The organism is Streptomyces sp. CC53 (genome assembly GCF_001865245.1).
Classification (GTDB): Bacteria; Actinomycetota; Actinomycetes; order Streptomycetales; family Streptomycetaceae; genus Streptomyces.
On the sequence record NZ_MKXB01000186.1, the window covers coordinates 1 to 25,565 of the forward strand.

25 protein-coding genes are annotated in these 25,565 nt (G+C 70.3%); 16 read left to right on the plus strand and 9 right to left on the minus strand.

What is annotated here, in order from left to right:
* Positions 1–552: 552 nt before the first annotated feature.
* The 7 genes from BJP40_RS23140 to BJP40_RS23170 form a co-directional block, all read right to left on the minus strand.
* Complete coding sequence (locus BJP40_RS23140) at positions 553–1,329, minus strand: hypothetical protein (RefSeq protein WP_071282080.1); 777 nt, start codon at positions 1,327–1,329, stop codon at positions 553–555.
* Positions 1,330–1,502: 173 nt separating this feature from the next.
* Positions 1,503–2,060 carry a DNA-binding protein gene (locus tag BJP40_RS23145; protein ID WP_071282081.1) on the minus strand — a complete coding sequence of 186 codons (558 nt, stop codon included), beginning with the start codon at positions 2,058–2,060 and terminating at the stop codon, positions 1,503–1,505.
* 4 nt (positions 2,061–2,064) lie between these two features.
* Positions 2,065–4,185 (minus strand): helix-turn-helix transcriptional regulator, encoded by a 2,121-nt coding sequence (locus tag BJP40_RS23150; protein WP_071282083.1) that lies wholly within the window; start codon positions 4,183–4,185, stop codon positions 2,065–2,067.
* Between the two features lie 278 nt (positions 4,186–4,463).
* A complete protein-coding gene (locus BJP40_RS23155; protein WP_079171392.1) occupies positions 4,464–5,885 on the minus strand; it encodes a DnaB-like helicase C-terminal domain-containing protein in 1,422 nt (473 codons plus the stop codon).
* Positions 5,886–5,907: 22 nt separating this feature from the next.
* Positions 5,908–6,972, minus strand: coding sequence for a hypothetical protein (locus tag BJP40_RS23160; protein WP_071282085.1), 1,065 nt, complete (start codon positions 6,970–6,972; stop codon positions 5,908–5,910).
* Positions 6,973–7,280: 308 nt separating this feature from the next.
* The gene (locus BJP40_RS23165) at positions 7,281–8,033 is read right to left on the minus strand and encodes a glycosyltransferase (RefSeq protein ID WP_071282087.1); all 753 of its coding nucleotides are present in this window, start codon (positions 8,031–8,033) and stop codon (positions 7,281–7,283) included.
* Positions 8,033–8,833: a GntR family transcriptional regulator gene (locus BJP40_RS23170; RefSeq protein WP_071282088.1), complete on the minus strand. Its 801-nt coding sequence runs from the start codon at positions 8,831–8,833 to the stop codon at positions 8,033–8,035. The genes BJP40_RS23165 and BJP40_RS23170 overlap by 1 nt, the downstream gene beginning before the upstream one ends.
* 624 nt (positions 8,834–9,457) lie before the next feature.
* Here BJP40_RS23170 and BJP40_RS23175 point away from each other — a divergent pair.
* From BJP40_RS23175 to BJP40_RS23240, 15 genes are all read left to right on the plus strand, one after another.
* Complete coding sequence (locus tag BJP40_RS23175) at positions 9,458–10,207, plus strand: hypothetical protein (protein ID WP_071282089.1); 750 nt, start codon at positions 9,458–9,460, stop codon at positions 10,205–10,207.
* A gap of 184 nt (positions 10,208–10,391) precedes the next feature.
* Entirely contained in the window at positions 10,392–10,910 is a 519-nt protein-coding gene (locus BJP40_RS23180; protein ID WP_071282090.1) for a WhiB family transcriptional regulator, read from the plus strand.
* Positions 10,907–11,206, plus strand: a complete 300-nt coding sequence (locus BJP40_RS23185) for a hypothetical protein (protein WP_071282091.1) — start codon at positions 10,907–10,909, stop codon at positions 11,204–11,206. Before BJP40_RS23180 ends, BJP40_RS23185 begins: the two co-directional genes overlap by 4 nt.
* A 304-nt stretch (positions 11,207–11,510) precedes the next feature.
* The gene (locus BJP40_RS34500) at positions 11,511–11,687 is read left to right on the plus strand and encodes a hypothetical protein (RefSeq protein WP_177204454.1); all 177 of its coding nucleotides are present in this window, start codon (positions 11,511–11,513) and stop codon (positions 11,685–11,687) included.
* Positions 11,688–11,713: 26 nt separating this feature from the next.
* On the plus strand, positions 11,714–12,217 hold the full coding sequence (locus BJP40_RS35870; RefSeq protein WP_071282092.1) for a hypothetical protein: 504 nt from the start codon (positions 11,714–11,716) through the stop codon (positions 12,215–12,217).
* Entirely contained in the window at positions 12,214–12,363 is a 150-nt protein-coding gene (locus BJP40_RS34505; protein ID WP_177204455.1) for a hypothetical protein, read from the plus strand. The genes BJP40_RS35870 and BJP40_RS34505 overlap by 4 nt, the downstream gene beginning before the upstream one ends.
* Before the next feature lie 32 nt (positions 12,364–12,395).
* The gene (locus tag BJP40_RS23200; protein ID WP_071282093.1) at positions 12,396–13,598 is read left to right on the plus strand and encodes a hypothetical protein; all 1,203 of its coding nucleotides are present in this window, start codon (positions 12,396–12,398) and stop codon (positions 13,596–13,598) included.
* Positions 13,599–13,846: 248 nt separating this feature from the next.
* The gene (locus BJP40_RS23205; RefSeq protein ID WP_071282094.1) at positions 13,847–15,487 is read left to right on the plus strand and encodes an FtsK/SpoIIIE domain-containing protein; all 1,641 of its coding nucleotides are present in this window, start codon (positions 13,847–13,849) and stop codon (positions 15,485–15,487) included.
* 224 nt (positions 15,488–15,711) lie between these two features.
* Complete coding sequence (locus tag BJP40_RS23210; protein WP_371258689.1) at positions 15,712–16,683, plus strand: NlpC/P60 family protein; 972 nt, start codon at positions 15,712–15,714, stop codon at positions 16,681–16,683.
* Between the two features lie 3 nt (positions 16,684–16,686).
* Entirely contained in the window at positions 16,687–16,980 is a 294-nt protein-coding gene (locus BJP40_RS23215) for a hypothetical protein (RefSeq protein ID WP_071282096.1), read from the plus strand.
* Between the two features lie 6 nt (positions 16,981–16,986).
* Positions 16,987–18,285 carry a hypothetical protein gene (locus BJP40_RS23220; protein WP_071282097.1) on the plus strand — a complete coding sequence of 433 codons (1,299 nt, stop codon included), beginning with the start codon at positions 16,987–16,989 and terminating at the stop codon, positions 18,283–18,285.
* A 193-nt stretch (positions 18,286–18,478) separates the two neighbouring features.
* Complete coding sequence (locus BJP40_RS23225) at positions 18,479–19,111, plus strand: hypothetical protein (protein ID WP_071282098.1); 633 nt, start codon at positions 18,479–18,481, stop codon at positions 19,109–19,111.
* A gap of 203 nt (positions 19,112–19,314) precedes the next feature.
* Positions 19,315–20,403 (plus strand): hypothetical protein, encoded by a 1,089-nt coding sequence (locus BJP40_RS23230; protein ID WP_143065994.1) that lies wholly within the window; start codon positions 19,315–19,317, stop codon positions 20,401–20,403.
* Complete coding sequence (locus BJP40_RS23235; RefSeq protein WP_071282100.1) at positions 20,400–22,556, plus strand: hypothetical protein; 2,157 nt, start codon at positions 20,400–20,402, stop codon at positions 22,554–22,556. Before BJP40_RS23230 ends, BJP40_RS23235 begins: the two co-directional genes overlap by 4 nt.
* 226 nt (positions 22,557–22,782) lie before the next feature.
* Complete coding sequence (locus tag BJP40_RS23240; RefSeq protein WP_143065995.1) at positions 22,783–22,998, plus strand: hypothetical protein; 216 nt, start codon at positions 22,783–22,785, stop codon at positions 22,996–22,998.
* A gap of 249 nt (positions 22,999–23,247) precedes the next feature.
* On the opposite strand, the gene BJP40_RS23245 is transcribed toward BJP40_RS23240, so the two are convergent.
* Entirely contained in the window at positions 23,248–23,838 is a 591-nt protein-coding gene (locus BJP40_RS23245; RefSeq protein WP_071282102.1) for a hypothetical protein, read from the minus strand.
* A 272-nt stretch (positions 23,839–24,110) separates the two neighbouring features.
* Positions 24,111–24,854: a ParA family protein gene (locus tag BJP40_RS23250; RefSeq protein ID WP_218153232.1), complete on the minus strand. Its 744-nt coding sequence runs from the start codon at positions 24,852–24,854 to the stop codon at positions 24,111–24,113.
* A gap of 282 nt (positions 24,855–25,136) precedes the next feature.
* Here BJP40_RS23250 and BJP40_RS34510 point away from each other — a divergent pair, with 282 nt between their 5' ends.
* Complete coding sequence (locus tag BJP40_RS34510) at positions 25,137–25,553, plus strand: hypothetical protein (protein WP_071282103.1); 417 nt, start codon at positions 25,137–25,139, stop codon at positions 25,551–25,553.
* Positions 25,554–25,565: the final 12 nt, after the last annotated feature.

Genomic DNA, 25,565 nt, shown 5'->3' on the forward strand with positions numbered 1-25,565 from the left:
CCCGCGGAGCGGGATATGCCCCGGCAAGCCGGGGCATAAGAGCGTGACTCCGCTGACGCTCCGTCAGGCGCCCGAATACGGGCGCTATTTCCTTTCCCCGCAAGCGGGGAAAGGAAATGCGGAAGGGAATCCGATTCGCGCAAGCGCGAATCGGGGACATCCGCGCAAGCGCGGATGTCTAAGGCTGGCTGCGAGGGGGAGTGCATCGCGTGCAGGCCTGTGTAGCGACTGGGATTCCAGGCCACACCCCCGCCCGGCACCTGACGCAGCGTCGGCGCCCACCGCCGGCCCCCACCCGTGCCGCACAACGGGACTCCCGGCACGCCACCCGAACCACCCGCCACAGCAGGACCGGTAGACCATGCTGCCGGAACCAACCCGAGACTACCGCACAATCACCCCACGCAGGGCGGGAACCAGCCAACTTCTACCCCGGGGCATGAACCTGCACCAAGCATGATGCATCACGGTGATGCACTGCGTAGAGTCTGGACTTAGACGCCATCCTCCCCCGGACCTCTCTACGCTCCTGGATTCCTCGCCTGATGGCGGTCACAGAATTGTTCGGTGTAGGGCGCGGCGGTCTCCGGTGATTGCGTACCGGCGGGCCGCGAGACCGTGTTCCAGGCTTTCGCCTATTTCCTCGCAGAGCAGCGCGAGAATATCGGCCGCTTCGGTGTCGGAGAGATAGGCCGGGGCTGCTTTGAGCATCAGCTCTCCGATCTGGTGAGCACTGTCGGCGAGGGCGTTGACAGTGCGGCGCCCCTTGGCGGTCAGGGGGTCGGCCGACGGCTCGGCTGCGGAGGTCGGGGCGGTGCGGATGTCGCGTACGGCCTGGCGGACGACATCTTCCACTGCGGCGGGTTCGAGGGCCTCGGGCTGGTGGCGGGCGAGTTCGGTGAGGCGGCGGGCGAGGAGCTGGGCAAGGTCGTCTGTGCGGCTGGAGACGGCGAGGAGGGCGCGCTGGGACAGTCCGTAGTCGAGGGCGGCCGCGGGGCTGGTGTCTCGCGTGCGAGACAGGGCGGGGCCGGCGTCGACGGTGTGCTGAATGGCACCGAGGGTGCGGGCGATGTCAAGCAGCCGGTAGGCATGGGCGCGGCTGATGTCGAATTCCGCGGTGCAGTACGCGCCCCAGCTCGGGTAGCCGAGGGGTTCCCAGGCGCGGGCGGTGTGGGCGTCGCGGACGCGGGCGGCGAGGACGGCGACGGAGCGGCGGATGTCGTCCATCGCTTCGCGGATCTTGTCCGTCATCGCGCGGGCCTGCGCGGCGTCTGTCGGTACCGGGGCCGGCCCGGCGGCGTCGCCCTGGTCCTGGTCGTGCCCGCCCATGCCTCTATGGTCCTTCGCGGGAAGGGGCCGGTCCAGCGCTGCGGGTGTAGGTCCCGGCGAGGTGCGGTGAACAGTACCGCCCTACGATGGATACGGCGCGGTCGAATTACGTAGGCTCCCCGGTCGCCACAGCTTTCCTGCGGTGACCGGGGCACCCGCGCCAGGCATCCTATTCAGTATTCCAGGTCCAAGTAGTCGATGTCGTTGATTTCCACGTCCAACAGTCCGGCAGCGCGTGCTCCGCCGTCCTGGAAATACACTTCCTTTAGCCCTTCAGCGATGATTCCTCGCATCTGCCGGTCGCTGGCTCCTGTGTCGCGGGCGTCGAAGAGGCGTTGGGCGTAGTGCGGGGGGAGGTGCACGGTGAGTCGCCGGAACCTTCCGTCGTCGGTTGTGCCGATGGGTGCGGTGTAGCCGAAGCGGGCCCTTGTCTCGACGGTGATCCCGCCGGTGGTGGCGGCTTGGCGTTGGCGGCGCTTGCGGACCTGGGGCTGCCAGCGTCGCCGTACGGCGTCGTCAATCTTCGCGGCGACGTCGGCGCGGGCGTGCTTGCGGGCGCCGCGGCGGTAGCGGTTGACGGAGTCGGCGGTGACGCCAAGCTCCTGCGCGACGGCCCTGGCGCTGCCGAGCTGCTTGAGCAGGTAGCCGATCTGGGCCTTGAGGGTCTTGGGCGGTTCCTTGGTGAAGCCCTCGCGGTCGGCGCGCTCGATGGCGTCCTCGATCTCCCCCACGGGCCTACTCCCCTTCGTCCAGGACGGCGTCGCCGCCCTTGATGTGGCGGGCCGGGTTCAGGCCCTTCTCCATCAGGTCGACCGCCCACGCCATCTCCTGGACGCCTTCGAGCTTCGCCAGGCCCGGTGTGGGCCCGAGGCGGAAGGCGCCCGGCTGGGGCTTACCCGAGGCGGCGTAGGGCAGGAAGTCCAGCGGCGACGCGCCCGGTGAGGGGTAGACGACGCAGTCGGAGAGCACGGCGAGCGGGAACAGCCCCGTCATCCGGGACATGTTCAGCAGCTTGCGGTGCATGTTGACCCGCGCCTTGGAGATGACGGCGGCCCGGATGTCGGGGCGCCAGGTCGGCCGCGCGAGGGCCGGCCACGTCTCCCCGTCGCGGTAGTGGCGGCCCTGCGGGCGCTCGCGGAGCTTGCCGACACCGCCCTTGACCGTGGCCTTGATGGCGGACAGCACCGCCGCCAGCGCCGGGTCGACGTCCTTGTGTCGCTCCATCGCCGCGAGGAACTGAGCGTCCGACAGGTCCCGGGTGACGCCGAGGTCGGCCAGGGTGTCCATGTAGGCGGCCTTCAGGCGGTCGTGCCACGGATCCAGGTACGCGCCGGTCTCCCGCCGCAGGTACGCCTCGATCGGGTGGACGTCGTAGCCGAGTTCCTGGGCGTAGGCGACGGTGTGCGTCTGGTACCAGGCCGGGCCGTCGGGGCGGGTGCCGTCCGGGGTGAACGGGCTGGGCAGGCGCGGGTCCAGCTCGATGTGGGACAGGTCGACCAGCCAGCTACCGGGGATCTTCGGGTTGAACTGCGGGGCGTGGAAGTGCTCCGGTGCGCTGAGGCCGACGACCAGGCGGGCCGCGGCGGCGAGGAACGCGGTGTTCAGGTCCAGGCCGACCGTGTACGGCAGCAGGCACTCCTCATCCGAGAGCAGGTCCACGTCCCGCACCCACTGGTATGCCTCTTCGTTCAGGAACCCGCCGCTCCAGCCCGAGTGCACGACCACGGGGTGCTCGGGGGTGGCCTCCGGCGGCGCCGGGTCCATCGGCTCCGTCCCCAGGCTGCCGGGGTTGTGGCTGGAGATCCAGTTTCCGGTCCTCTCGTCGCGCACCGGCTTCGTGGGCGGGCGCAGCGCCGTCATCAGCTCCAGGCCTGAGACGGCGGTGGAGCCGCGGGGGGTGATGACGCGCTGGGCGTACACCCCGAGGACGCGGGCGATGTCGGCCGGTGCCATGTCGGCCACGCCGGGCCAGGCGCGGGAGTCGAGCGCGTCCCACGGCAGGATCGCGAGCTGCACGCACTGCCGCTCGCGGCCCTGGGCCTTGCGGTAGATGCGGGGCCAGGGGCCGAAGCCGCGCTGGGTGAGCTGCCACTTCGCCCGGCTGATCTGCTGGACCACCGGGTGGTCCTCATCAAGGCGCAGGCCTCGCCGGTCCTGAAGGCGCTCCGGCAGTCCGAGCCGCGCAGCCGCGGCCGCAGTGAGGACGATCAGCGGGTCGGAGTCCTTGCCGTACCGGTTCAGTTTCGGCGCGCCCAGGCCGGCCTCGCGCAGGGTCCACTCCACCAGCTCCACCACCGTGCGGGCGGGGCAGTCCAGCACGATGCCGCCCGCGCAGTACGCGGACCCGTCGCCGTCCAGCACCGCAAGCGGCCCGTGGGGGAAGCGCGGGTCCAGCACGGGTGCCGCGGCGGTCTTCTTCACGGCCGGGCGCCGCGACGGCGCCGCGGGCCGGGCAGCCGGGGCTGCGCCCGGGGCGGCAGGAGCCCCCGCCGTCGCGGCGGTCTCCGCCGCGGGAACGGCCTGGCCGGTGAACGCGGCCGGCACCTCCCGCTGCGGCGCGGCGGACGCCGGGGCGGGGGCGGGCGCAGGGACGGCGGGGGCGGGCTGCGCCGGGTACTTCGCCGCCCAGCCCCGCAGCAGCCGCTGGTACGCCTCCAGGCGCGGCGACTTCGGCTCAGAGCGGCCGTTCTCGTAGTTCTTCACCGTCTGCACCGTCGACTTCAGCGCCTGCGCGAGCCGGGCCTGGGTGATGCCGGCCGCCTCACGCAGCCGCGCGCGCTCCGCCGGCGGCGGGAGCTGCGGCTCCTCCTCCAGCAGCGCGTCGACGGACGCGAACAGCTCTTCCTCGGTTGCCATTTCGGCCTCCCTTCGGACTCCAACCCTAGCAGCCCTTACCCTCTTTTTTAACCCGCCATTTAGCCCGAACATGAGCACCCGCTGCCGACGGCGCCGGACTTATCACCGGGATAACTTCGCCTTCGCTGGGTGAGGCGACTCCTGAGCGGCGCAGCCGAACGGCGGCGCAGACGCGGCGCCTGTACGGCGATCTGAGCCACGATCGGCACCCCGGATGACCAAAGGGACTGAAGAGGGGCTCTGAGGCCGGGAGATCGCCGCACAGGCGGCTTCTGGGGTCAGGTCTGGCTCATGTCCACGAACCGGCTGTAGTGAAGCTGCGCGGCGGCGGTGAGCGTCGCGCAGGGCCCGAACCTGTTCTTCTCGATCACGATGTCGACCTCGCCGGCGCGTGCCGACTCCGGCTCGTCCATGTCGGGGCGCTCGACCTTGATCACCACTGAGGCGTCGTTCTTGATGGCGCGGGACTCGCGGACCAGGCCGTCGTCGTTGAGCTGGGACAGGGCGATGACGTGGCAGTCCAGCGCCACGGACAGGTTCTTGAGGCCGCGTGAGACGGCGGCGACGGCCTGTTCGCGGGTGATGTTGCGGCCCTGTTCGGTCTCGACGAGCTGGAGGTAGTCCACGACCAGGACGTCGAGGCCGCCGCCGCGCAGGCAGGCGCGGGCCGCGGACTCGATGTCCCGCAGGGCCGCCCCGTCAGGGCGGTAGACGCGCAGCGGCAGCGTGCGGAACAACTCCCGGCCCAGGCGCTCGACTTCCTTCCAGCCGTCTGGCGACAGTCCGCCCTGCCGGGTCAGGTGGTGCAGGGGGATCAGGCCTTCGGCCGCGACGATCTTATGCATCAGCTCCGTGCTGCTCATCTCCAGCGAGGAGAACATCACCCGCGCGCCGTCCTTGGCCGCCGCCACGGCGGCGTTCAGGGCAAGGGTCGACTTGCCCACGCCGGACTGGGCGGCGATGACGGTGACGTTCCCCGGGCGCATGCCGGAGGTGATCGTGTCCAGGTCGGCCAGGCCGTAGGTGAGGCCGACCTGCCGGCCGTTTTGGATCTCCTCCAGCTCGGCCACGTAGCCGAGGTAGAGCTCGTCCACCGCCGGAGGCGCGGCAGCCAGCCCGGGGGTGCCAGCGACGATCGCGGTCAGCTCCTGCTCGACCAGGCCGCGCACGTCGCCCTCGTCGCCCTCCTCGCTGTAGGCGTACTGGAGGATCCGCTGCGCCGACTCGATCGCCGCCCGACGGTAGGCCTTGGCCCGGACGATCTCCGCGTAGTGCGGGCCGTTGCCGACGGTGGGCACCGCCTGCACACAGGCGTGCAAGTACGCCGACCCGCCGACCCGGGCCAGCTCACCGCGCCGGGTGAGCTCCGCGCCGACGGTGAGCGGGTCGATCGGCTCACCGGCCCGGTGCAGGGCGCAAATCGCGCGGTGGATCGTGGCGTGGGCCGGCCTGTAGTACTCCTCCGCGGTGATGCCCGTTTCCAGGGTCTCCGCGAAGTACCGCACGAACGCCCCGGTGCTGCTCATCAGGGTGCCCAGGACGGCCTGCTCAGCCTCCAGGTTCTGCGGAGGCGTGCGCAGCAGCTCGGCGCTCGCGGTGTCGAGGCGGGTGGGGGCTGGTCGGGAAGGTCGACGGTGCTGGACACTGGTGGTCTCCTGTTCGGGTGCTTCGGGCAGGGGGCGCGGGTCGGACCGGTGCAACGGGCCGACCCGCCTTCGTGTGTCAGGCCACGGCGCAGGGGATGCAGCGCCGCCCTGCGCGGTACTGCGGGTGCTTGGGGCACATCCCGTCCGCAGACGCGCCGGACGGCAGCCCCGCAGAGGCGACGACCGCGTAGCGCGGCAGGTTCGGAATCCGGTCGCCAGCCAGCAGCCGGTAGGGGTTCGTGACCTTGTGCGGGTTCTTCGTGAGCTGCCGGGTCAGCAGGGCCTGGTCGACCTCGCGGATGCCCGGCCACCCCTGCTCGGCCATCACCCCGAGCAGCTTCGGTGCGAGCTTCGTCGCGTTCAGCCTGCCCTGTGTCCACGGATCAGGCAGCAGCTGCAAAACGTCGGCCGCAGCCCGCAGGTCTTCCTCGGCGAAGCCGCCCCCCTCCCCCTCCAGCTGTGACGGCAGCGACCCGGCGGGGCCGGTGGGGGGGTAGGGGGAGGAGGTAGTTACCTCCTCCGGGGGGTGTGGGGGGGGAACCTCATTGCCTACATGTGGTGCGACCTGCGCTTTTGCATCATTGGCCACATGTGGCGATCCACCACATGTGGCCAATGGCGACATGTGGTCTGAGCTGCGGAAATCCTCATTGGCCACATGTGGCGATCCACCACATGTGGCCAATGGCGACATGTGGTCTGAGCTGCGGAAATCCTCGGGTGCAGGGATCCAGGTGCCGGTCTCCGGCTGGTCGATTCGACGCTGCGAGACGGTGTACTGAATGCCGACAGACTTCCCGCCCTCGCCGCGCAGCCGATGGCTCTGGACGTAGCCGGCCTTGCGCAGGAGGCCAAGCTCCCGCAGTACGGTCCGCTCTCCGAGGGGCTTGCCGTTGGCGCCCTTCCAGCCGAGGTCGTCGAGCCACCTGACGAGGAACGGAACATCGAAGGTCGCGTCATGTGGGAGGAACCACAGGGCCTGGAGGAACGCGATGGTCAGAGGCTGCCAGCCGTGTCCGAAGAACGTTTCCTCGGACACCGTGACGTGCGGCGCGAACTCGGCCTTCTTCGTGTAGCTCTCGCGGACGTCCAGGTCGTCGCCCTGGGGCGAGGCTGCTGTGCTGCTGTGCTGGTAGTGCATGGAGTCGGGATCTCTCCTGGTCGAGGACGGGGAGTCGTGACCAGTGCGGTGTGACCGACGTGCCCGGGATGATGGTCTCCCTGGCGAGGGGACCGATATCCTGGGTATAGGTGACCCACGCGGACCAACGGTCCGGGTATCACCCCGGCGAGGTCACCTCACCGGACACGACTCGAAGCTGTGGTAGGCGCGCGAGTCTTCGATGGCGGCCCCGTTGTGGCGACGGGGCCGCTTCGCTTTAAGGTGGCGCTGACATAGAGGTCATCATCGCGTACGTAGGGTGAGCGCTGTGCTGCCGAGGGTGGTGCTCATGCCCTGGGCGACCAGCGCCATCCTGCGGCGTGCAGCGCTTCTGCCCTGTCTATGGCGATCTCCGTGCGCAGCTTCTTCTCCTCGGCGTCGTGGTAGGCCGCGGTGACCGTGTGTTGGTCGGGGTGCTTGCGATAAACCTCGCCCGGCTGGGCCTGCATCCACCCGCGGCTGACCGCCTCGCAGAACAGCACCAGGGCGGCGTCCTCGAAGGCCGGGAGCGCGGGCCAGCCGCCCACGAGACGTACGAGGTCTGTTCGGGCGGTCAGGGTGGTTCCCATGACCGGCAGTTCGCCGCGCTTGGCGCCGTCCAGGAGCGCCCGCTTCGGTAGAAGGCCGGGGTCCGGGTCGTACGGGCCCGGTTCAAGGCGACCGTCCGCGTGCAGGTCCAAGCACGGGGCGACTGTCCAGCCGTAGGACGGGTGCGCCTCCAGGACCTCGATGTCGCGGGCGAGGGTCTCCCGGTCAGGCAGAAGATCGTCTGAGTCGACACAGCGCAGCAGGGAGCCGGTGGCGCGAGCCAGCCCGAGCGTACGGGCCTGCGCAGCCCCACCCCAGCGGCCGGCGCCCTTCGAGATCCACGGAGCGTCTGGGATCGCCGCCAGGGGCTTGCCTGTCCTTCCGTCCTCCTGTACCACCCACTCCAGTCGCCAGCCAGCGGGGAGCGCCTGGTTGGAGAGGCACTCGTGCAGTTCGTTGAGGTAGGCGTAGCCGCCTTCGTACACGGGCGTCAGAACGGTGAACGTCGGCATCAGGAATCGCTCCACTTCGGCAGTTCGGTCACGTAGATGAGGGTCGATCGGTCAGCAGGCAGCGGGATGTCGGTCACCTCAGCGACCCGCCCTGTGGTGGCGTACGAGATCTTCCGGATGTGGAAGAGCGGAACGCCCGGGGGGAGGTCCTGCTGCTCGGCTTCGTCCTCCGTCGGCATGCTCGCCGTGACGTAGTCGATGATCTTTGTGAGTTCGATGCCGACGGTGTAGAGCTGGTGCTGCATGCCGCCTGGCCACGGGTCGTTGGCCTCGTCAAAGACGGAGGGGTCACGCTCGACGATGTCGAGCGGCACGTACGAGGCTGAGCTGCCAGCACCGGTGTTCTGGTCGACACGGCGCACCCTGGTACGCCGCAGAACGCTCGTACCGGGGGCCAGCCCCATCACGCTGGCGATGTCATCGGGGCACACGACCACTTCGTGCCGTGCCACATCCTCCGCGAGGTCCTGTAGCGGGACGCCTTGGTCCCTCTCGGCTGAGCCGTTGCGCCTGCGTACCTCTTCCGGCTGCCGGACGAGTTCCTTCTCTTCCCAGTAGCGCTCATTGCTGCGCTTGGTCTGCTTGGGCGGGACACGGACCCACGTCTTGCCGTTCGGCCGCCCGGCGATGACCCCGCGCTCCTTGAGGACCTGTACCGCCCGGCTCGCGGCGTTCTTGCCGACGTCGTACTGCTCAATGATCTCCCGGACGGTGAGGAAAGGGTCGCCTGGCTTCAGCGACGTGTTGATGCGGCGGGTCAGGGTCTCCGCCAGGTCGAGGTACTTAGTCGGGCTCGGCATGTCTGCACGATCTCACTCCGCCCCCGCCGACGCAAGCACTGTCCCGGGACAAAAAATGCAGCCATCCCGGGATAGAACCTTGACTCGCACCTCTGTCCCGTGACAACGTCTCGTCTTGTGCCGGGACAAACTCCGTTTGTGAGTCGGCTCCTGACGTGCTGTCGGTCTCCGGCAGCACAGCACTGACGCCCGGAGGCAGCGGCTGTTCCTTGAGAACTCCACAGCGTGATCCACCACGTGGTACCGGCCGTGACTGCACTGGCCGGAGTGAGTGGAAACCCGTCGCGAGGTGCCATCACTGCTGGTGGTGGCAGCCGACACGCGCCATGACCCCGCAGGGTTGATTGCTGCGGGCGAGCGCGGAGGGTCGGCAGCCTGCGCGACGTTAAAGAACGACGCGGCGAACCTTGCACCGCGCATGACCTGCCTGGACGGATCTCCCCGGCGGGTCGGCGGTCCGCGTCTGTACGAGATCTGGCGCCCCAGTCACCTGGGGCGTCGCGCAACCTTTGCAGCCCCGCGCTGCCCAGACGCCCACCGCCCGGCCCCTTTCAGGGGTCGGTTGGTGGGCGGTGGAGAGCGCGGAGGACACCCGCTCTACCCATCCGACGCAAGGAGTTCACCATGCTCGGCTACAGCTTCCAGACCACCCCGGGCGAGTTGCAGGAGATCCTCGCCCGCCTCCGGCCGTACTTCCCGAAGAACCTGAAGAAGGTGGAGAAGCACCCCGGCGGCTGGCTCCGGTACGAGTTCGAGCCGTTCACCGGCCGGGAGGACGAACCGGCGGAGCCGGCCATCCACAGCGACCCGAAGCTGCGCTACATCCCCCGGTCGCAGGACCATGTCGAGTACCTGCTGCGTGAGAAGGCGCTGAGGGTCCTGGCCGAGATCTACCGGCAGGCGTGGGGGGAGTGGAAGGACGCCGCGTACGTCGCGGACCTGAAGGCCGCGGTGAAGGACGCGCCCGCGTTGTGGGCGGCCTACGAGCGCGAGCGCCGGGCGCTGGAGGCGGCGTTCGACTACCTGCGGACCGCGCAGGCCGCGGTGGAGTGGCCGTCCGCGATCTCCCGACTGGTCCACTCGCAGGACCGCACGAAGGCCGCGGCCTGCGCGTTCGACGAGCGGGGCCGGGAGATCGCTGAGGTGCACGACAGGCACCTGTATGCCGAACTCGGCTACCTGCCCGCGCTGGCGGCCGCCGGGTACCCGCAGGCCAAGGACTGGCACATCGTGGAGGTCCACCGCTACGGCCAGTCCCACAGCGTGTGGGACATGAACCCGCCGCTGGCTGAGCTGGTGCGCCGCCGCATCGATGAGCAGGACGCCCACATCGCCAAGGTGGGTCGCCTGTCCGGTGTGGCCGGCGGCCGCTGACCTTCCCCGACGAGTGCTCACGGTCGCCCCCTACCCGCTGATGGCCGCGGGTGGGGGGCGGTCGTGGCTGCTCGTAGGCAGCCGACAGGGGGCCGATGCGGGCCCCGGATGCGACGAACCCCCGGGAGTAGGGCCCCGGGGGTTCGTCTGCGCAGGTCACCTTCGACAGAAAGGGACGACCCACATGCCCACCAGCATGACATCCGCCCAGGCCCAGGCCGCGCGCCGGGCCGTGCTCCAGGCCGCGGTCGACGCCGCGGCCGCGTGCGCGGGCACCGACCCCGCGACGTTCTTCCGCACCGACCGCGAGCCGCACATCCGCTGGCAGACCCGACGCGCGCAGGCGCTGCGCTTGTGCGCGGCATGCCCGGTGAGGGCCGCGTGCGCGGAACTCGCGCTGCGGGACGGCGACGGCCGCGAGGGCGTGGACGACATGGTCCGCGGCGGCCTGACCGGGCCCGAACTCGCCGCCGACCGGGAGCGGCAGGCCGAGCGCCTGGCCGTCGCGGTCGACACCGACCGCGACACCGAGGGCGCCCGCCTCGACGCCCTGGTCCTCCAGCTGCACCGCGAGGCGCTCGCCTACCCGCACAGGGGGGTGCGCGCGCCGGGCCGCCAGGCGGCGGTAAGGGCGCTGGCCGACGAGATCCGCCGTATCCGCACCGCCCGCCGCCGGCGCGCGGGATGGGAGGCGGCGGCATGACCACCACCCTCCCGACCCACACCACCGACATCGAGGCGAACGAGGCGCTCGGCCGGCTCCTGGCCCGCATCGCACGGCAGGAGGACACGCGGCTCAGCGCCGGGCGCCGCGCCCGGCGCACCTTGCAGGAGATGGCGCCCGGATACGAGCGGCAGCCCGTTCTGCTGCTGCACCGGCCGTCGATGGCGGACGACGCGTGCCCGCTGTGCGGGCGCTGGTCGTGCCAGGGCAGCGACTGCCCGCCCAACGGCACCGCCGGTGCCCGCGGCACGGGTAGGGCGCAGGACGTGCGGTGAGCGGCTGCGGGCACCCGCCGAAGCTGATCACGGTCAACAAGGTCGGGGCGGACGGCAGGCCGTACCAGTCGGTGCGGCGCGAGCCCTGCGGCTGCGGAGGCAGGCGGTAGATGCGCCTGCCGATACCGGCGGCCCGTGCCGCGCAGCAGCGCGCGGTGCGGGCCGCCGCCGCCCGCGGCCTTGCCCACCCGGTCACCCGCGCGCTTCTCGCGGCCGCCGCACGGGCGGCCGCGTCCGCGTGGGAGGCCGGCCACCGGGTCCGCGACGTCCACCCGCCCCCGGGCACCGACCGAGAGAGCACCCCGTGCCTGACGACCTCTACCACCGCTACATGAAGGCCCTCGCAGCCAGCCGCGCGCACGACGCGACGTGCACCACGTGCACGCGTGACGCCCTGTGCGCCGACGGCAGCCGCTTGGAGGAGTCGTTCACCCGGCTCCAGGACGCCTACCTCACCCGGCTCCGCGAGCAGCGGAGCTGACGACCTCACCCTTGGGGGACCGACCCGTGTTCCGTTTCGTCCGTACGACCACCCTGGCCGCCCTGCACGATGACCTGGAGAGGGCCCGCCAGGCCCTGGAGACGGCCCGCCAGGATCGGGACCAGGCGCGCGCCGAAGCCGCCGCCGCGACCGATTCCGCCATCCGCGCGGAGACCGCTGTCGAGCACCAGCAGCACCGGCTCGACCGCGCACACACCGAACGCGGCCGCGCCGAAGGCGAACTGGACGCCCTGCGCGCCCAGGTCCTGCTGGACACCGAGGACCGCGCCGCCCTGCGGGCGCTGCTGCGGGCCACCCGCAAGCAGCAGCCCGCCGACCGGGTGTGGGTGCTGTTCCACCACGGACACCTGCACAGCATCCACGCCACCAACGAGGCGGCGGAGGCCGCGGCGGAGGCCGAAGGCGCCTCCCCCGCCGGATGGACCAGCCACCGGCCCGGAGCCGCCCTGCCGCCCGCCGCGGAGGTGGCCTGGCGAGTGCAGCCGCTCCCGCTCGGCGGCGCCGGGTGAGACCGGCCGCAGCACCGGCCGCTTGGCCTCCCGGCCAGGCCGACCACCCGCCCACACCGAAAGGAGGCGCCCTCATGCGCTTCGTCTACCTGATCGGCATGTTCAGCCCCCTCATCGTCGTCCTCGCGGTCCTGCTGGCCCGCTGACACCACGCACAGCACTCGGAAAGGAGACCGGTGTGAAAGACAACAAGGCGGCCCTGCATCGCGTGCGGGAGACCTCCCCGCGCGGGGCGGTGCTCGCCATCCTGGGGGCGGTCACGCTCGGGGTCGCCGTCCTGTCGGTGGCCGTGAGCTACGAGATCCTCGAACCCCGGTTCGGCGCCTGGGCGGTGCCGACCGTGGGTGCCCTGGACGCGCTGTGGGTCGTCTTCCAGGTGACGGAGATCCTGGCCCGCAACAACCGCGCCCGCGTCCGGCGCGTGCAGGCCGCGGGGCTGGCGCTGACGTTCGTGAATGCGGCGATCCCCACGGCCGAGCTGGTCCTCTCCCGCCTGGACGACGGGTTCGACCTGGCTGTGGTCCTCACCCCGATCGCCATCATCATGACCAAGACGGCATGGTGGATCGCCCTGCCGTCGCTGGGGCGGCCCGTGTCCGCTGCCACGCGCCGGCGGATCGAGGAGCGGCGCCAGGAGGTGGCCGACCGCCTGGAGGAGATGGAAGCGCAGGCTTCCGACCGCATCGAGCTGCTGGAGCTGGCCACCGAGCTGGACCAGCGGATCGCCCAGGCTGAGACGGCCTACCGCAAGGCGATGCTGAAGACTCAGCAGACCATGACCGAGAGGCTTCACAAGCAGGCGGAAGCCACCGCCCAGACGGTCAGCGAGATGGCCCTGCCGGCCGAGGTCGCGGCGATCTGTCTGCCCGACCTCGACGGCTGGACTCCCGCCGCCCCGGCCCTGCCCGGCACACCGAACGGCACGGCACTGGAAGGCCGTCACGGCCCCGTCACGCAGGTCAGCGCCCTGCCGCAGCCAGGCGGCACACCGACCGGCGCGCCCAGCGTCACGCGGGACGGCACACCGGCACACTCCGAGCCGCAGGCCGTCACGCTCGCCCAGCTCGCGGCCGTCGCCAGCGTGCCGGTCCCGCAGCCCGGCGAGCCGCTGACGGACGGGCAGCTCGACGTCGTGCTGCGGCACCTGCGCTACCGCGACGACCCGCCGCTGTCCTACCGCCAGGCCCGCGACCACTTCCGCGACAGCGGATACGTCGGCAGCGAAGCGAGGGTCCGCCGCTCATGGGCCGCCCTGATGTCGAACGAGCAGACCAGCCCCGAGCCCGAGCCGGCCGACAGCAGCAAGGACCGGGCGTCCCAGGACGCCGAGACCGACACCGAGGACGAGCCCGAGGACGCGGACGCGGACGCGGGCGCCTGAACACCCCTGTCCGGCACCACCAGTGAAGGCCAGACCGGCAGCCCCTGCCGGTCTGGCCCTCGCTGCGACTGCCGGAAGAACACGCAGTCGACACCGGTTGCAGACCCGGCGAGCGAGCCGGTGAGCGGACGTCCCACGCCCGCAGACCCGAGCCGAGCAGACCCGGCGAGCACCACACGAAAAACCAGCAGAATCACATACCCGCGCGGGATATGCTCCCGCGCCCAGAACACCACAAAGGGGAGGGCGTGAGCAGGAAGAAGAAGCAGGGGGACGCCGAGCAGGACCTCTACGCGCAGACAGCCGGAGCGATCGGCGGCCTCGCCATCGTCTTCGGGATCCTGGCGGCCATCAAGGACAAGACAGGCCTGTCCTGGCCCGCCACCGTGCTGCTCACCGCGGGCGCACTCGTCGCCCTCGGCTACGCGGCCTTCAAGGCCCGTGAGGGCGTCAGGCGCTTGCTGGCAGGCAAGACGCAGCCTGTGACGGCGGTGCAGCACGAGGCGCCTTCGGGCCTGGCTGCCCCCTTGGACGCGCTGGACGCGCCTGGGGAGGTTCCGGCGCACCCGGAGCTGACCGCGGCGCTGCGTACGGCAGGTGCGATCGCCAAGGAAGAAGTGATCCGGGCCGGCGAGGTCACCGTGGAGACGGTGGCCACGGGCAAGGTCTACGACTTCCTGGTGCCCGGCGGCCGCACCTACGCCGACGTGGAGAAGCGCCTGGCGAACGTGGCCGGCACCTTCGGCGTGACCAGGCTGCACACCAAGCTCGAACGCGGACGGGACACCGAACGCAGGGTCAGGCTCCTGGTCCTCAACGAGCCGCCGTTCACCCGTCCGTTCCCGACGCCGAGCCGAAAGGAAATCGAAACGTTCAAAGGCGGCGTCCCGATCGGACACGACGTCACCGGCCAACTGGTAGGGGTCTCATTCGACCGGGCATCGCTGCTCATTGGCGGCATGACCCAAATGGGCAAGACCACGCTGGTCAATGGGCTCATCACCTGCCTGCTCATCGCCTACGGAGAATTCGACCTGTACCTGCTCGACGGCAAGTTCTGCGGTCTGACCAAGTTCGAGAGGATCGCGGTCCGCTACGAGTCGTCCGACAACCCGGCGGTTCTAGAGAGCATGCTCGATGAACTGAACGGCCGCGCGGACAGCAGGTACGAGGAACTCCGGGAAGCCGAAAGGCAGCGGAAACCGAAGCCCACCTTCAAGCCGGTGTTCTTCGTCGTGGACGAGGCAGCCGACTTCTACACCCACAACGGTACGCCCGAGTCCAAGGAACTCGTAGCGCGGGTGGCCGACAAGTCCCGCGCTCTGGTATCCAAGTCGCTGGAAAGCGGAATTGCCACCATCATGCTGACCCAGCGCCCCTCCCAGAACGCCATTCCGGTAATGGTCCGGGACCAGTTCCAATACCGCATGTGCCTTTATGTCGCATCGGAAGGAACCGCGAAGGTCGCCCTGGGTGACACGTACTTCGGTACGCTCGCCCCGATCAATCCGGCGCTCCTGGATCCGCAGATCAAGGGCCAAGGCGTTCTTTTCGCGCACGGCACTTCTACCCTCATTCGGGGATTCAACTTCGATGACAACTTCATCTGGAGTGTTGTCGATGAAGTGCATGCCCGGCAGCAGAAGTCGATCGAGGAAGCTCCGGTGTCTCCGCTGAAGGAAGCAATCGACCTGCTGCGCAGTAAAGGAGTGGAGTTCATGCCGACTGCTGACCTCGCCCCTGCGCTCGGCATCACGGAAACCAACGCGGCACAGCGCGGAAAGCAGCTCTCCAAAAAGCTCGGAGTCGCTCCGGGCAAGGACGAGAAGGGCGTGGTCCGGGGCTACTGGCTCAACGACCTCATCGCCGCCGCCACCTCCGGTACGTGACGCGCCGCCCGTTCCCGCTGGCGGTCCGCTGACTATCCGCTGGCGGTCCGCTGGCCACCCGCTGAGAGCCCACTGCCAGACGGCACCACCCGCCGGGCCAGCGGACTCCCAGCGGACCTCCAGCGGACTCCCAGCGGACCCCAGGACGGTGCTGACCAGCAAAAACGCCAGGAACCACGTGAAGAGAGGGAGGAAACCCGTTGCGCCCTGTCTCAGCCGCTGCGATCGGCGTGGGAGCGACCGCGGCCGTCGTGGTGGCCGCGCTCGTCCAGGCCGCCGGCGACGACCCCGTAGGGGCGGCGCTCGGCCTGTCCGTACCCGCCGCCTACCGGGACCTGATCGAGGATGCGGGAAACACCTGCCCCGAGATCAGCCCGAACCTGCTCGCCGCACTCCTCACACAAGAATCAGGATTCAACCCGAAAGCGAAATCCCCGGCCGGAGCGCAAGGAATCGCGCAGTTCATGCCGTCCACGTGGGAAAGCCACGGAATCGACGCCAACGGCGACGGCGCCCGCGACGTCTGGGACCCGGAAGACGCCATTCCCTCATCCGCCAAATACCTGTGCACCATCGCCGAGGACGTCAAAGACGTACCCGGCGACAAGCGGAACAACATGCTGGCCGCCTACAACGCAGGAAGCGGCGCAGTCCGCAAGTACGGAGGAATCCCGCCCTACAAAGAGACGCAGAACTACGTCAAGACCATAAGCGCCCTGGCCGACCAGCCGCCCGGCAGCACAAACACGGCCACCACCACGCAGGCCGCCACCGCAGTCAACGCAGCCAGGTCCATGCTCGGCACCCCCTACTCCTGGGGTGGCGGAAACGCCAACGGCCCGAGCAAGGGAATCTGCTGCTCACCCAACGGCAGCTCCGGAACCACGATCACCGGATTCGACTGCTCCGGCCTCACCCTCTACGCCTACGCGAAAGCAGGAATCCCCCTGCCCCGCACCGCGGCGCAGCAATACGCCGCATCCGAGCCCGTAAAACCCGGACAGCAGCGCCCCGGAGACCTCGTGTTCTACGGCACCAGCGCCGCGAATATCCACCACGTCGGCATCTACGTCGGCAACGGATGGATTCTCGATGCGCCCCGCCCCGGAACCGAAGTCCGGTATTCACCGATGGACACGATGCCCGACCTCTACGGCATCGCACGGCCCAAGCCCACCAACAACAAGGAGATCTGAGTCATGCCCAAGCTCTTCAACCTCGCCGCGCCCCAGGACCTCTCCACCGGCTTTGCCGACTTCTTCAAGACCATCGGAATGACCGGCGGAGGCCTCGTCACCAAGGGCGTGGCCGCGGTCATCGCCGTCATCGCCGTCCGCATGCTGTTCACGCTCACCAACGACCCCAAGACCGCACTGCGCAAGGGCAGCATGGCCATCGGCACCCTCTTCGTCGCCCTGGTCCTCGCGCTGTACGGGGACGTCCTGTTCTCCACCGTGACCGGCCCCAGCGCGCCGGCCGCCCCGAAGAGCTGATGACCCGTGCCGGACAAAGACAACGACCCGTGCGACAACATCCAGGGGCCGCTACGCGACTACTGCCACAGCGACGGCACCGGCCCCCCAGGCGACGACTGGCGCCCTCCCCAGGCCGATGGAGTCGGCTGGATCGACCGAGCCGCTGACAGCCTCAAGAAGCTCGCCAACGATCTGATTGACCACGTCACGGGGCTGCTCGCGCCGGACAAGGCCTGGGCACCGGAGAAGGCCGACAGCTTCGTGTACGCGCAGTTCCAGTGGCTGGGGCAGAACCTGGCTGTCGCGATCTTCACCTGCGTGGTCGTGGTCTGCGCCCTGACGGCATGGAAGGGCGCACCGCGGATGCGGCAGCTCGGCGCGTCGACGGGCTGGACCCTGGTGGCCGTCGCCGGTATGGCGGCGGTCCCAGGGGCCGTGACGCTGCTCAACACGGCCATCAACACCGCCTTCACGAAGGCGATCAACAGCAACAGCACCACCCTGTTTGGCAGTATCCGCAAGGATCTGGCCAAGGAGGGCGATCCGCTGGCGCTGCTGTTCATCGTCGCCGCGCTCGTGGTCGCCCTCGCCTTCGCGGCGCTCGTCTTCATGTGCCGTCAGCTCGGCATCCTGGTGTTCGTCTGTATGGCGCCGCTGGTGTTGGCCTCACTGGCACGCAGTGGTGACACCACAGCCGTTCACCGGTGGGCGCAGCGGCTGCTGGGGTTGATGTTCGCACCGTTCGCGCTGCTCATCGTCGCCCCGTTCACCAAGTTCGCTGAGGGCGACCTCGTCATGGACGCTGTGCTCCTGATTGGCGCGGACGTGGTGATGTTGCGGATGATCTTCCACGGTGTGCCCTACATCGGCCCCCGTGTCGCGGGTGCAGCACGGTCCCTGGTGGAGCGCCACACCACCAACCCGGTCGCCAGGGCCGTCGTGCGCGCTGGGTCGCCGGACGTCTACGAGCAGCAGAACACCCCGCGGGGGCCGCGCACAGTGGAAACCCCGGGACGCGCGATCTCCCAGGACCGGGACGTGTTGTTCGCTGCCTACGGAGCCAAGCGGCCCGCCCGGCCGGGACGGCTGACCAACGAGTCCGCCGCAGCGAAAGCCGCGGCGGACGCGACCCGCACCGTGCAGATCAGCCAGGCACGCCGCCAGGCACGGGCCGCCGCCCAGCCGCCGGCACCGGCACCGGGCACCGGCACGGCTTCGCAGCCGGGGTCCGGTCGACCGGCCGCGCCGAACCCGCGTCCGGCGCCGACCCAGCCGCCGGCACCGGTTGCTCCCCGGGCGCCGGGCCGCTCCACCAACCCGTAGCACCCCAGCGCCCGCCCCGTTCCCGCCCGTACGGCGGCGGGGCCGGGCGCCGGGCCCCAGGAGAGGAGGAACCTTGTACTTGTTGCCCTCCGGCGGCCCCGTTCCCGCGCGGCAGCGGGGACGGGGCTCTGCCGGGATGCTGCTGTGCCGAAGCCCTGACCAGGCCGCACGACCGCGCGCTACCGTCGCCCGCATGGGCAAGGACATCGACTGGTACGAGCAGGCCGGGCCGGGCGGGGGCGCGGCCTCGGAGTGGTACCGCGGAACCGAACCGCCCCCACCCGGGCCCGCGCCGACTCCCAGCGTCGGGCCGACAGGACGTCAGCGTCGGCGGATCCGGCCCTACGTCGTAGCGATCGTGGCCCTCAGCCTCACCCTCGTAGCGGTGTGGCAACACGCAGAACGCGAGGAACGAGCTGCCGCCTACAAGGAACAGGTCGCCGCCTACAAGGGCCTGTCTGCCACCAGCCTGACCATAGGCGGAGTGGAGGTTGAGACCTTGGCAGAGTGGAGTAAGAACGGACGGTCCGTCATCCTGTCCGCCCGGGTCTATCGGGACGATACGTCGAAGTTCGTCCGAATCAGCTCGGGGGGACGGACCGCCGAGGAAGAGGTTCTGCCCCTCCAACCGGGGGAGTTCTCCTGGTCGACTCGGGTGGAGGTCAAGGTGCCAGTCGAAGATAGATTCCAGCCGGTTCGGATGAGTGTCATGGCCGGAGGCCCTGGGTGGAAGAAGGGCACGCGGCTCGCTGCTCGCAATATTGAGTTCCACTCGGACTACACGGCCTTCGATGCCGACACCGGGGAACGTCTCAAGCAGGACTAACCAGCGGCTTCTGCGGTCGCTTCGGCGGGGGCGCGTAGCCCTGGCCCGCGCCGTTCCCGGCCCGCCAGCCACCACCACCGGCCCCGAGCCGGCCGACCACACGCCCCTCTACTCCCTGGCCCCGGCCTCCACCCCCCTTCCGCCCCTGGGCGGCGTTGGGGCGGAGGCCGGGGCCAGGTCCTTCCCCTGCCTGCCATCACTTCTTGAGAGGACCCTTCATGTACTCCCTGGCCCCTGGTTACCGTGTGCCCGCTCTCCAGCGCGGGCTGAGCCCTGCCGAGACGCTGCTGACGAAGGTGAACGCGGGGGCCGGAGCCGCGGTGCTGGCTTCCGCGCTGCTGTCCCCGCCCCCGATGTGGACGTTCGGCGCGGTCGGCGCGGCGGCGGCGCTGCTGAACCTGGCGCCGGGGCCGCGGTCGGTCGCCCGGTGGGCGGCGGTCGGCTACCGCAGGCTGCGTGAGCGCACCGCTCCGGCCTCGATGTGCGCCCAGCCCGGAACGACCAGGACCTGGGCGGTGTACCCGCACCACGGCACCATGCAGGACGCGCTGCGCCGGGCCGCATTCCATGACGCGTTCGGCCGTGCGCTGGTATTCGCGGGCGGCCAGGCGCGCACCGCCGGCATCCAGGTCCACGTCACCCACCACGCCACCGTCGCCGGATACACCACGCACACCCAGACCGTGTCCGTGCACGTGCCCCGAGGGCTGGTCGGGCAGCCGGAGCGGATCCTGGACACTCTGGAGGGCGAGTTCGCCGCCCTCGGCGCCCTCGCGCCGCTGACCCCGGAGCCGCCGCCCACGGTGGCGGAGCGGGGGCCTGGGTGGGTCGGCCTGGACGACGGCCGGTATGCCGCGACCGCGCGAATCACCGCGTGGCCCGACGAGGCGGACGGGGACCTGATGCCCACGCTGCTGCTGGGCCAGGATGCCGACCGGTCGCTGGCGGTGCTGTACCGGCCGCTTCCGGCGGCGCAGTCCCGCCGGTCCGCGAAGTGGCAGATCGCTGCTTCGGAGGCTTTCACCACCGATCAGGTCAAGAAGGAGGCGCAGGCGGTCGCCGGTACCACCATGCGCGGGGCCCTGGTGGAGGGCGCCACCCTGGTCGACCTGGACGCCTACGTCACCGTGTGGGGCGACAGCCCCGGCGCCGTGACGGACGCGCGCTGGCAGGCCTCCCTCGCGGCCGACCGGCACCGCATCCACCTGGACTGGCTGGCCGGCCAGCAGCACCGCGCCCATGTGATGACCACGCCCCACGGGGCCGCCACCAGGAAGGGGGCCATCCTGTGATCCGCCTGCCGTCGACCCACGCGGCCATCACCGCGCCGCTCGTCGCCTCCAACACCGTCTTCCCCGGCATCCCGGTAGGCCGGTCCCTGCTGGACGGCCGCCCGTTCCACCTCTCGCCCGTCTTCGTCTCCGACCACGTACTGCCGTCCACGAACAGCATCGCCCTCGGCGGACTGGGGTCCGGCAAGTCCACGACAGCGAAGGTCCGCGCCCGCCGCGAGATCCTCGATCACGGGCACCAGTACGTCGTCATCGACAGCTTCGGGGAGGAGAACGCCGGCGAGTGGGGCGCCCTCACCCGCTCCGTGGGCGGCCAGATCATCCAGGCCGGAGACTTCACGCTCAACCCGTGCAGCGAGATGTTCCCCCAGGAAGTCCGCGAGCAGCTCATCCACTCGCTGATCCTCGCGGCCGCGCCCAACGCCCTGGACGACCACGCCACCCACGCGCTCCAGCACGCTTTGAACCACCCCAAGGCGACGTCGCTGAACGGCCTGGTGGACGCCCTGGCAGAGCCCGAGGACGGACGCTGGCCCGCGGCGACGCTCACCGCGTGGGGCGAGAAGGCCACCATCGCCCTGTCCCGCTACACCGACGGCAGCCTGCGCGGCCTGTTCGACGGCCAGGACGCCGCCCTGCCGCCCACCGACCTGCCGATGCTGTCCTTCGACTTCAGCCGCCTGGACCGCAACAGCCCCGCCATCCCCGCACTGATGGCCGCCGTGTCGTGCTGGGTGGAACAGGTCTGGCTGCGCCAGTCCACCGCCCCGCACCGCCACCTGGTGCTGGAGGAGGCCTGGCAGATCCTGCTGTCCCCGGCCACGGCCGCGTTGATCCAGCGGCTGCTGAAGAACAGCCGCAAGGCCGCGTTGTCGCTGGATGTCGTGATGCACACCCTGTCCGACCTCGGGGAGGGCAAGGCGCAGGACCTGGCGCGGCTCATCGAGATCGCCCACGTCGGGCGCCTGGGCCCGGAAGAGGCCGCCGCTGTCGGCGCGCTGCTGGGCCTGCCGGCCTGGGCGGTGGCCAGGATCCCGTCTCTTGGCCCCGGGCAGGCCGTATGGAAGGTCGGCCCCGACTACGTCGACATCATCGAGACCCTCCTCGATGAGGAGGAGGCCCGGCTGACGGACACCTCCTCCCGGCGGCGCACGGCGCAGCAGGCCCTGGCAGCCGAAGCAGACCCCGACCGCGACGACCGCGCCGAGGACGGCGACGACGGCGACGTGCTCCAGGCCGTCGACCAGGAAACCGCCCCCGTCGACGCCCCGGCGGCGCCGGTCGAGCCGTACACCGACGACATCGAGGCGGAGTGGGACTGGGACATGCCCCCCAACGTCATCGACACCCGCCACCAGGACGTCATCCAGGCCGCAATGGCCGGCCACTGCGACCAGGCCGCGCAGCTCGCAGCGATCGGGGAACGCGAGGACATCACCACCCACGGCATCAACTCCGACCAGGCCGTCTCCTGGCTCGCCACCCGCGCCCGGGTCGCGGACCTGTGCGGCAGCCCCGACCAGGCCGCGCGGCTGCGCGCCACCGTCGCCCGCATGGGCAAGGACATTCCCGACCGCGAACCCGGAGCGCCCTCGCCCGGCCCCTCTCCGCACGCCAGCGGCGAACCGCAGGGGCGGCGCCGCGGCCGCGTCTGGCTCGCCACCGCGGCCGTCGCGGCCCTGGGCATCACCGGCGCCGTCCTCACGCAGGGCGGCGACGACGACCGGCCGCGCCCCGAACGCCAGGAACAGGCCGCCGCCCACCACAGCGCGTCTGCCTCCGACCTGGCCATCGACGGAGTGAAGGTCCAGGCTCTGGCGCAGTGGAGCCGGGACGGCCGATCCGTCATCCTGTCCGCCACCATCGACCCGCAGCAGCGGCCGCAGTTCGTCCGCATCGACTCAGCCGACCAGACAGCCCAGCAGGAAGTCCTGCCCAGGGCCGAAGGGCAGCCGGCGAAGCCGCTCCGAATGGAGGTGAAGGTGCCCGTCAACCGCCGGCAGCCGGTCCGGATGAGCGTCATGATCGGAGGACCGGACTGGAAGCCCGGCACCCGCGCCCCCCACCGCACCATCGAGTTCCACCCCGACCGCGCCCCCGTCGATGCCGACACGGGCGCGCCCCTCGCACAGCGCGACACCGCGCCGCGCTAGCAGGCCGGCCGGGCCGACGCCCACGACGTCCTGGCCCTCCGGCACGACCCCCGCGACGAGATGGCCCACACCCCCTGGGTGTGGGCCATCCGCGTATGCGGTCCTTCCCCGGGTGCTCCGCCCGGCCCTCCCCGCCCCCGTGCTCCCGTACACGGCGAGGGAGGACCGGACAGGCCACCCGCCCCACGCACCACCATCCCCCGTCCCTCACCGAACTGGAGACACCGTGGCTGTCATAGGCGTGCTCACCGAGCCGACCCCGCCGTCCTGGTGGCAGGCCAACCGGCACAAGGTCTACCTCGTCACCGGCCTGATCTGCGGCTACCTGATCGGCAGCCACACACAACCAGTCCCCGACCCGCAGCAACACCCGCACCCCGGACACACCACACCCGCACCGACCACCCCCAGCACCCACACCGCCCTCAGACCCACCGCCTGAGTCGGCTCCGGCAGGAGTTTTACGGCCGTAAAACTTCCGCCCCGTCTGGCTCGGTCGCCCATGCCACGCGCCGACCGACCGGAGGGTCGGAAGACTATTAGTCTTTTCATCGATGCGACGAGAAGTGGTGACCTGCGGAGACGGTGCAACCGACGGCGGAAGACCGCATGATGTAGGCCCGTGTTCCTCGCGTGAGTGCGAGGAACACGGGCCCTTTTTTGCGTTGTGCACGCGGTGGCTGGCCGCGCGTCAGTCGCCGTCACGTGCCTCCGGGGCGGAGGCATTGGCGGTGAGGTCCTGCTCTAGGCGCGCAAGGTCCTCTTGCAGTCGTCGGCACACCTGGAGGGCCTGGTCGGGGTCGGTGGCGGCCAGTCGCCTCAGCTTGCCGAGTTGAAGAAGGCCGGACGGCTCCAGTCGGGCCGGTGTGGCCGCCTGGTCGTGCGTCGGTCGCAGGGCGGTGGCGTAGCCGCATTCGATGGCCGCAGCCCGTAGTCCTCGTTCCGTCAGGTCCCCGGCGGCCTCGGCCTTCTTCCAGCACTCGCGTACGGCGTCGTCGCCGTGGTCGCGGTGTACGGCGACCAGGGGGCGCAGCGGTTGCTCCCTGAGCTGGCGCCGGGTGATCGAGGACAGGGCGTGGACGACCGGAGCGACGCGGATGACCTTGTTCATGTAGTCGCCGCTGCGGCCGTTCAGCGCGCGCCCCCACGCGTCGAAGGTGGGGAACCCGTCGAGACGGAAAAGCTCTTCGTCGCGCACGATCCGGTAGGGCTCGCCCACCCACAGCAGGTACTGCTGGGTGAGACGTTCGGTAGCGAGCTGCGTCCTGCGGTCGGCGTCCACGATCGCGGCCGTGCAGAACTTCAGCCGCTCGGCCGGGTCAGTGGTCTGCGGCGGGACGAAGAGCGTGACTGGCGGAAGGGCAGCCGGAAGACTAATAGTCTTTTCGTCAACCTGACGAGAATCCGTGACCTGTGAAGACTGTGAACCGGCACTGGAAGACTGCGCGGAAGACCGCGAAGACTGCGGCTGCACGGTCCGCCGGTCTGCGGGTACCTCCGTACCGACTGGCGTGGCGTTGCGCAGCTGCTCGGAGATGCTGGTACGCGTGCCCATCAGTGCTGCACCGCCTCTACGTGCGCGCCGCCCTGCGCCGGCAGACGGGTCTCCGCTCCTCGCAGGCCGTGTTCGAGGGCGAAGCGGTAGAAGTCCTCACGGGCCTGGAGTTCGACCCGGTTGTTGTTGTACTGGGTGACCACCCTGGTGGCGTTGGTGTGGACTCGGTAGCGGCGGATCACCGTCTGTGCCACCGGGTACCCGTGGTCCTCGCACCAGCCGCGGGTGCCGTCCACGTAAGCGATGCCCTCCGCCGGCGGCCAGTTGTTGATGACCACCTGGAAAGGGACTCCAAGAGGCCTGAGAACCCACTCGATCGTCTGCCACGTCGGCTCGTAGCAGTCCTGCTCAGTCAGCATCGGCACGATGACATCGTCCGCCTGGTCCAGCAGCGACCGCAGGATCCGCCCGTACTTGTCCTCACCCAGTGGGTCCCTACCGGTATTGGGGTTGATCTCGGCCCAGCCCGGGGTGTCGACGAAGACGTGCGCGTACGGCAACTGCTTCATCAGCGCGATGTTCTCGACATCGTCAGAGATGTCGAGAATGTCGAACGGCTGCACCGCCAGGCGCGCGGCCCGCCACAACGACGTCCCCTGAGGATCTGCTGACGCCACCGCCACATAGGGCTGCCCGTCCGGCCGCGCCCCCTGCACGTCCGCGCAGACGGCCCCCATGTTGAGACTGATCAGCGACTTGCCCACGCCGCCCTTGCGGTTCATCACCACGTGGATCTTCGCCACGTTCGTACCTCCTCCGTTCGCTTCGCCGCTCCCACGGGCGGCTACTTCGGTCCGGGCAGTCTGACAGGTCTCTGCACCCGGTCGCCCGATGCTCTCCGTCAGAGCCTGAGGGAGACAGGCGCACGGCCCCTTCCGCTCAACGCCGCCCCGACGGCCGGGTCACCCAGATGGCCTGAGGTCCTGTCACCCGCCCCGACCGCGAGCCGATGTCCCGGAGTAAGGTCTTGGCTGATTTCGGTTGTGGTGGCAGGATCTGGCCCCTGCTGACGGAAGGGGCTTGCGATGACTGATCACCTGGAGACGGAGCGTGTCGAGTGTCCTGACTGCCAGGCTCTGCCGGGTCCCGACAGGTCCCGCGTCTCGTACGTGAAGGACGGCGGGGGGATCAGCGAGACGTGGCACCTGCACGACTGCCCAGGCCTGGCCATCATGCGGATCGAGTGGGAAGAGGGCAGCAAGCGCGTCCGTGAAGAGGAGGAGTGGGCCCAGGGCGTCTTCCCCGCCGCGCACGAGCGGCTGAGGCGGGCCGCCGCCGCGCTGCCGCCGGGAACCGCCGCGCAGCCGTTCGTCGACGCCCTGGCCGAGCTGGTCCAGGCGCAAGCCGACACCACCGGCTTCGTCACCCTGCCCCAGTGGGCGCGGATCCTGGAACGGCACTTCCCGCCGGACCTCCCCGACATCAACCGCACCACCGAGTAGCCCGGCCGGCCG